Here is a 4,480-nt window from a genome sequence, read left to right on the forward strand (position 1 = left end):
TGTGAATCAAACGTCGGGAGCGATTCGTGATTCGTAGAGCGAGATCACTATCGGCAGTCGCCGGTTTCGTTGTTGCTTGCGTATCATCTTCGTCAGTCTGGTCTCAGAATCTCCCGCCGTTGCCGGATCCCGGCAGCGTGTCGAATGAGAATCTGCGCGGCCAGCAATTGCTCCGTCGCGAGACCGATCCGGATCCGAACATACCTGGCGTGATCGGCCCCGCTGCATCGCCCACGGTGATTGGGCCGAGCGGCGGTCCGACTTTCGTGCTCAAGAAAGTGGTGTTCGACAAATCCGAGTTCCTCTCGCAGCAGGAACTCGATGCGATTGCTGCGCCCTATATCGGCCGCCGCGTCGATAATGCCGAATTGCAGCGCCTGTTGAAGGCGGTGAACGATGTCTATGCCGAGCGTCGCCAGATCACGGCGATTGCCTTCTTGCCCAAGCAGGATCTCAAATCCGGCACGTTGCGCATCGGCATTGTGGAAGGGCGCGTCGGCGCAGTGAACGTTCAGGGCGGCAAAAGCGTCAAGCCGGAAGCGATCACCGACGCAGTGAAGCTTGTTCCGGGGACGGTCGTCGATGTGCCAAAACTCGAGGATCAGGTTGCTTGGTACAATCGCGGTCACCTGTCGCAATTGCAGGCGGCGCTGCAGCCAGGCGTGAGCTTCGGCCTTACCAATATCGATCTGTCGGTGCTGGAACCGCCGAAGAACGTGTTGCAGATGTTTGTCGACAATCAGGGCATCTATTCGGTCGGCGAATTCCAGGGCGGCGCCAATTTCCAGCATTACAACATGCTCGGCATCGACGATCGGCTGACGGTCTATGGCATCTACGCGCAAGGCAACAAGAACATCAATGTCGCCTATGACATGCCGGTCAATCCATGGAGCGGCCGCGCCGGCGTGAGCTACTCCACCGGCCGCATCGGCGTTTACAAAGGCGCCTATCGCGATCTCAACATCACCGGCCGGTCGCAGACCGTGGCCGTGAATATGAGCCAGCCGCTCGTGGTAACCTCCGCTTTCGCGTTTTTGCTCAATGGCGCGCTGTCGCAGTCGAATTCGGCGTCGAGCCAGGCCGAGGTGCAGATCACCGACAATGAGACGCGCAAGCAGACTGTCGGTTTCACGATGGCCTATACCAGCGAGAAATTCTCATCGACCTTCTCGCCGAGCTTCTCCTTCGCTCATACAAATTTCAAAGTGGTGGAAACAGCGCAGGATTTCCACACCGTTAACGCGACTTATTCTGCGGCGCTGCGGCTGCCATATGATTTTATCGCAACGACGTTCAATTACGGCCAGTGGGCCGACACCAAGCTGCTCGCCGGCGACCAGCTTCTACAGATCGGCGGCCCGACCACCGTGCGCGGTTATCCCACCAGTGGTGTTGCAGGCTATGCCGGCTATTACGGCAATGTTGAACTGCATCACCATCTGAATGCACTGGCCGAGGGCCTCGATGCCTTCGCCTTTGTGGATTACGGCGCCGTTTACAGCACTTTTCCTGCCTCAGTCTATCTGACTTCCGTGGGCGGAGGGCTCAGCTACAAGGCGTCGAAATATTGGGTGGCCGATATTTCCGCGGGTACGCCACTGACCAATGTGATTTCGGATCAGCCGAATTATTTCGTTTATTTTCGGCTGACGGCGAAAGTCAGCAGCGCTAACTTTGAATGAGTGCGGGTTCTGCGTGAGCGCCCGATGCATCGAGCAGGGACGTGAGCAGAACATGATGAATCGAACGATCGCAGTTGCGCTGGCAATGCTATGTGTTGCCGGTGTGGCCTCAGCCCAGACGAAAGACGCAGCGAAAGATGCAGCAAAACCCGCGGCGCCTGCGCCGGTTTCCTCGGCGCCGGAGCGCACCACGGCGAGTTTCGGCGATTGGATCATGCGCTGCGAAGCGATCGGCGCACCGGCGAAGCGCGTTTGTGAAGTGGCCCTGATCCTGACGGCCCAAGGCCAGAACGCGCCGATCGCACAAGTTGCCATCGGAAAGGTTGGTGCCGCCGAAGGCAAGCCGACCACTATTGTCTTGCCTCACAATGTCTCGCTCACCAGCAAGCCGAGGATCGTGTTTGCGAAAGCGGGCGATGCGCCAGTCGAATTCACCTGGCAGCGCTGTACGCCTGGTGCTTGTTTCGCTTCGGTCACGCTGTCCAACGATGCGGCAAAGACGCTGGGCGCGCAGGCCGAAGCCGGCAAGATCGTTTACAAAACCGCTGGCGAGCAGGAGATCGCGCTTCCGATGTCGTTTCGCGGCCTCGCCCAATCGCTCGACGCATTGGCGAAGGAGCCTTGACGCATCTCATTGAAACATCGCCCAGTGCGGCTGTCCGCTCCTGACGCAAGGTGGACGTTTGGCGGCTTGGCCTCAGCTCCGAACTACGGCAGGTGCGTCCTTACGCTTGTAACGAAGACGCAAGGACATATTCAATCGTTGCGCTGTTCTGTTGATCATCATGCGATAGCGCATTCAGGTCCAGGTTTTCGCCGCGGAGGCGCGAAAGTGTGGTCACTGCGCGGTCTCGGTCGCCGTCGAGGAGTTGTCCGAGATTCGTAACTGCAGCATTGGGCCGGCGTTGCCGGATCGCCTTCAACGTTGCTGCCATCAAGTCGGCGCTCATGCGTCGGAGTTCGCTGGTTTGATAGTCTAGCGGAGTCTTCCAGATCGTGGTCCAAACCGTGTGATTGGCGAGATCGGTCAGCAATTCGACCAGCAACTCATTGCCCGAGCCGCGTGCGATCGTCTTGACGGCGCGGGTCATGGTACGCGCAAAAGCGATAGGATCATCGACCTCAATCAGTGATTTGAGTTCGTCGCTGCGGCGGGCGAGGGTGTCGATATAGCTCTCGATCGGCGCTGTCGCCATAGTGCGCACGGCAAGCATCGATAGTGCAGTTCGCACATTGAAGAGATCGGCTACCGATTTTAGCGACAGTGGTTTGATATAGGCGCCGCGGCGCGGCCGCACTTCGACGAGGCGGCGACGCTCCAGGATGCGGATCGCTTCGCGGATCGGGCCGCGGCTGACGCCGAAGTCGCGTGCAAGATCGAGTTCGACCAGGCGCTCGCCGGCTTTTCGACGGCCGGACACGATCTCGGCGCCGAGCTCCTCCGCCACCTGATCGGGCAGTGTGCGCGGCGCAAATCTGCGTTCACTCGCACCTTCTCGTTCGGTCGATGGCTTGCGTAGCACCGCGGCCATGACGTCCTCCTTCACCGGTCTTTCCGAGCCGCGGAATGCCCGCGGTCATGCGACAACAATCTCTAGCTATCGCGGAAGTCAATTGTTGACAATTGACAATTGGTGACCTTTCATTAGTGAACGGTCGTGCAAACGATACCGGCGGAAAGCCGGATGTACGGCGATAAGTCCCGGCGACAGACCGGGATGCAAGGGAGGCAACGATGGCGACAACGCCTACGCTGGCTATGGTCCAGTCGATTACGCTTCAGCCGCATTGTGTCGGCCGCCCGTCATTTGAGCGCCACCATCCTCAGGACCGTCTGGCGGGCGTCGAACGTCATCGTCATCCGCAAGCCGGTTGAGGTCGCCGTGACGGGTGTGACCGACATCTCGACGGCAATGGATCCGGGCACGCATCGGCGCGCAACCGCGTCTGCGCAGCCGTTGCTGGATGTGCGCAATCTGTCGCTGTCCTTTGCGACTGCGCGCGGAGCGCTGCCGATCACGCGCAATGTGAATTTCAGCATCGCACCGGGTGAACGCGTTGGTCTCGTTGGTGAGAGCGGTTGCGGCAAGACCGTGACCGGTCTGTCGCTGCTGCGCCTGCTGCCGCCGCAGTCAGCGCGGATCGAAGGCAAGATCATTTTCAATGGTGTGGATCTGTCCTCACTATCGCCGCGGAAATTGCGCGCCATTCGCGGCCGTGAAATCGCGATGATCTTCCAGGAGCCGATGAGCGCGCTCGATCCGGTATTCACCGTGGGCGATCAGATCGCAGAAGCGTATTGCATCCATTTTCCCGTCAGCCGGGCGGAAGCGCGAGAGCGCGCAATCCAGGCCTTGCGCGATGTCGGCATTCCGGCGCCGGAGCGGCGCTGCGATGAGTATCCGCATCAATTGTCCGGCGGCATGCGCCAGCGCGTGATGATCGCCATGGCATTGATCTGCGAACCGAAACTGCTGATCGCCGACGAGCCGACCACGGCGCTCGATGTCACCGTCCAGGCGCAGATCACCGACCTGCTGCGCTCTCTCAGTGAACGTACCGGCACGGCATTGATTTTCATCACCCACGATCTCGGCGTCGTCGCAGAGACGTGCACGCGGATGATCACCATGTATGCCGGCGAGGTGGTCGAGGATGCGCCGGTGGACGATGCGCTGATGCGGCCGCGCCATCCTTATACGTCAGGTTTATTGCGTTCGTTGCCGAGTCTTAGCGAGCGCCGTGGCGTACTGGCTTCCATTCCCGGCCGCGTGCCATCGCCCAACGCGATGCCG

4 protein-coding genes are annotated in these 4,480 nt (G+C 59.9%); 3 read left to right on the forward strand and 1 reads right to left on the reverse strand.

Annotated elements, in window-relative coordinates; all coding sequences use genetic code 11:
• The first annotated feature begins 137 nt into the window (after positions 1-137).
• Both ACIQ2A_RS08955 and ACIQ2A_RS08960 read left to right on the forward strand, forming a co-directional pair.
• The gene (locus tag ACIQ2A_RS08955; protein WP_398478029.1) at positions 138-1,685 is read left to right on the forward strand and encodes a ShlB/FhaC/HecB family hemolysin secretion/activation protein; all 1,548 of its coding nucleotides are present in this window, start codon (positions 138-140) and stop codon (positions 1,683-1,685) included.
• Positions 1,686-1,737: 52 nt separating this feature from the next.
• Positions 1,738-2,310, forward strand: a complete 573-nt coding sequence (locus ACIQ2A_RS08960) for an invasion associated locus B family protein (RefSeq protein ID WP_398478031.1) — start codon at positions 1,738-1,740, stop codon at positions 2,308-2,310.
• Between the two features lie 100 nt (positions 2,311-2,410).
• Here the strand turns inward: ACIQ2A_RS08960 and ACIQ2A_RS08965 are convergent, their stop codons facing one another.
• On the reverse strand, positions 2,411-3,217 hold the full coding sequence (locus ACIQ2A_RS08965) for a GntR family transcriptional regulator (RefSeq protein ID WP_398478033.1): 807 nt from the start codon (positions 3,215-3,217) through the stop codon (positions 2,411-2,413).
• A gap of 381 nt (positions 3,218-3,598) precedes the next feature.
• Between ACIQ2A_RS08965 and ACIQ2A_RS08970 the strand changes: the two genes are divergently transcribed.
• A partial coding sequence (locus ACIQ2A_RS08970; protein ID WP_398478035.1) for an ABC transporter ATP-binding protein occupies positions 3,599-4,480 on the forward strand: 882 nt, incomplete at its 3' end.

Source organism: Tardiphaga sp. (assembly GCF_044336785.1).
In the GTDB taxonomy this organism is placed as follows: Bacteria; Pseudomonadota; Alphaproteobacteria; order Rhizobiales; family Xanthobacteraceae; genus Tardiphaga.

Coding starts and splice junctions, on each gene's coding strand:
- ACIQ2A_RS08965 (WP_398478033.1), bottom strand. CDS start 3,217: ATGGCCGCGGTGCTACGCAAGCCATCGACCGAACGAGAAGGTGCGAGT.
- ACIQ2A_RS08960 (WP_398478031.1), top strand. CDS start 1,738: ATGATGAATCGAACGATCGCAGTTGCGCTGGCAATGCTATGTGTTGCC.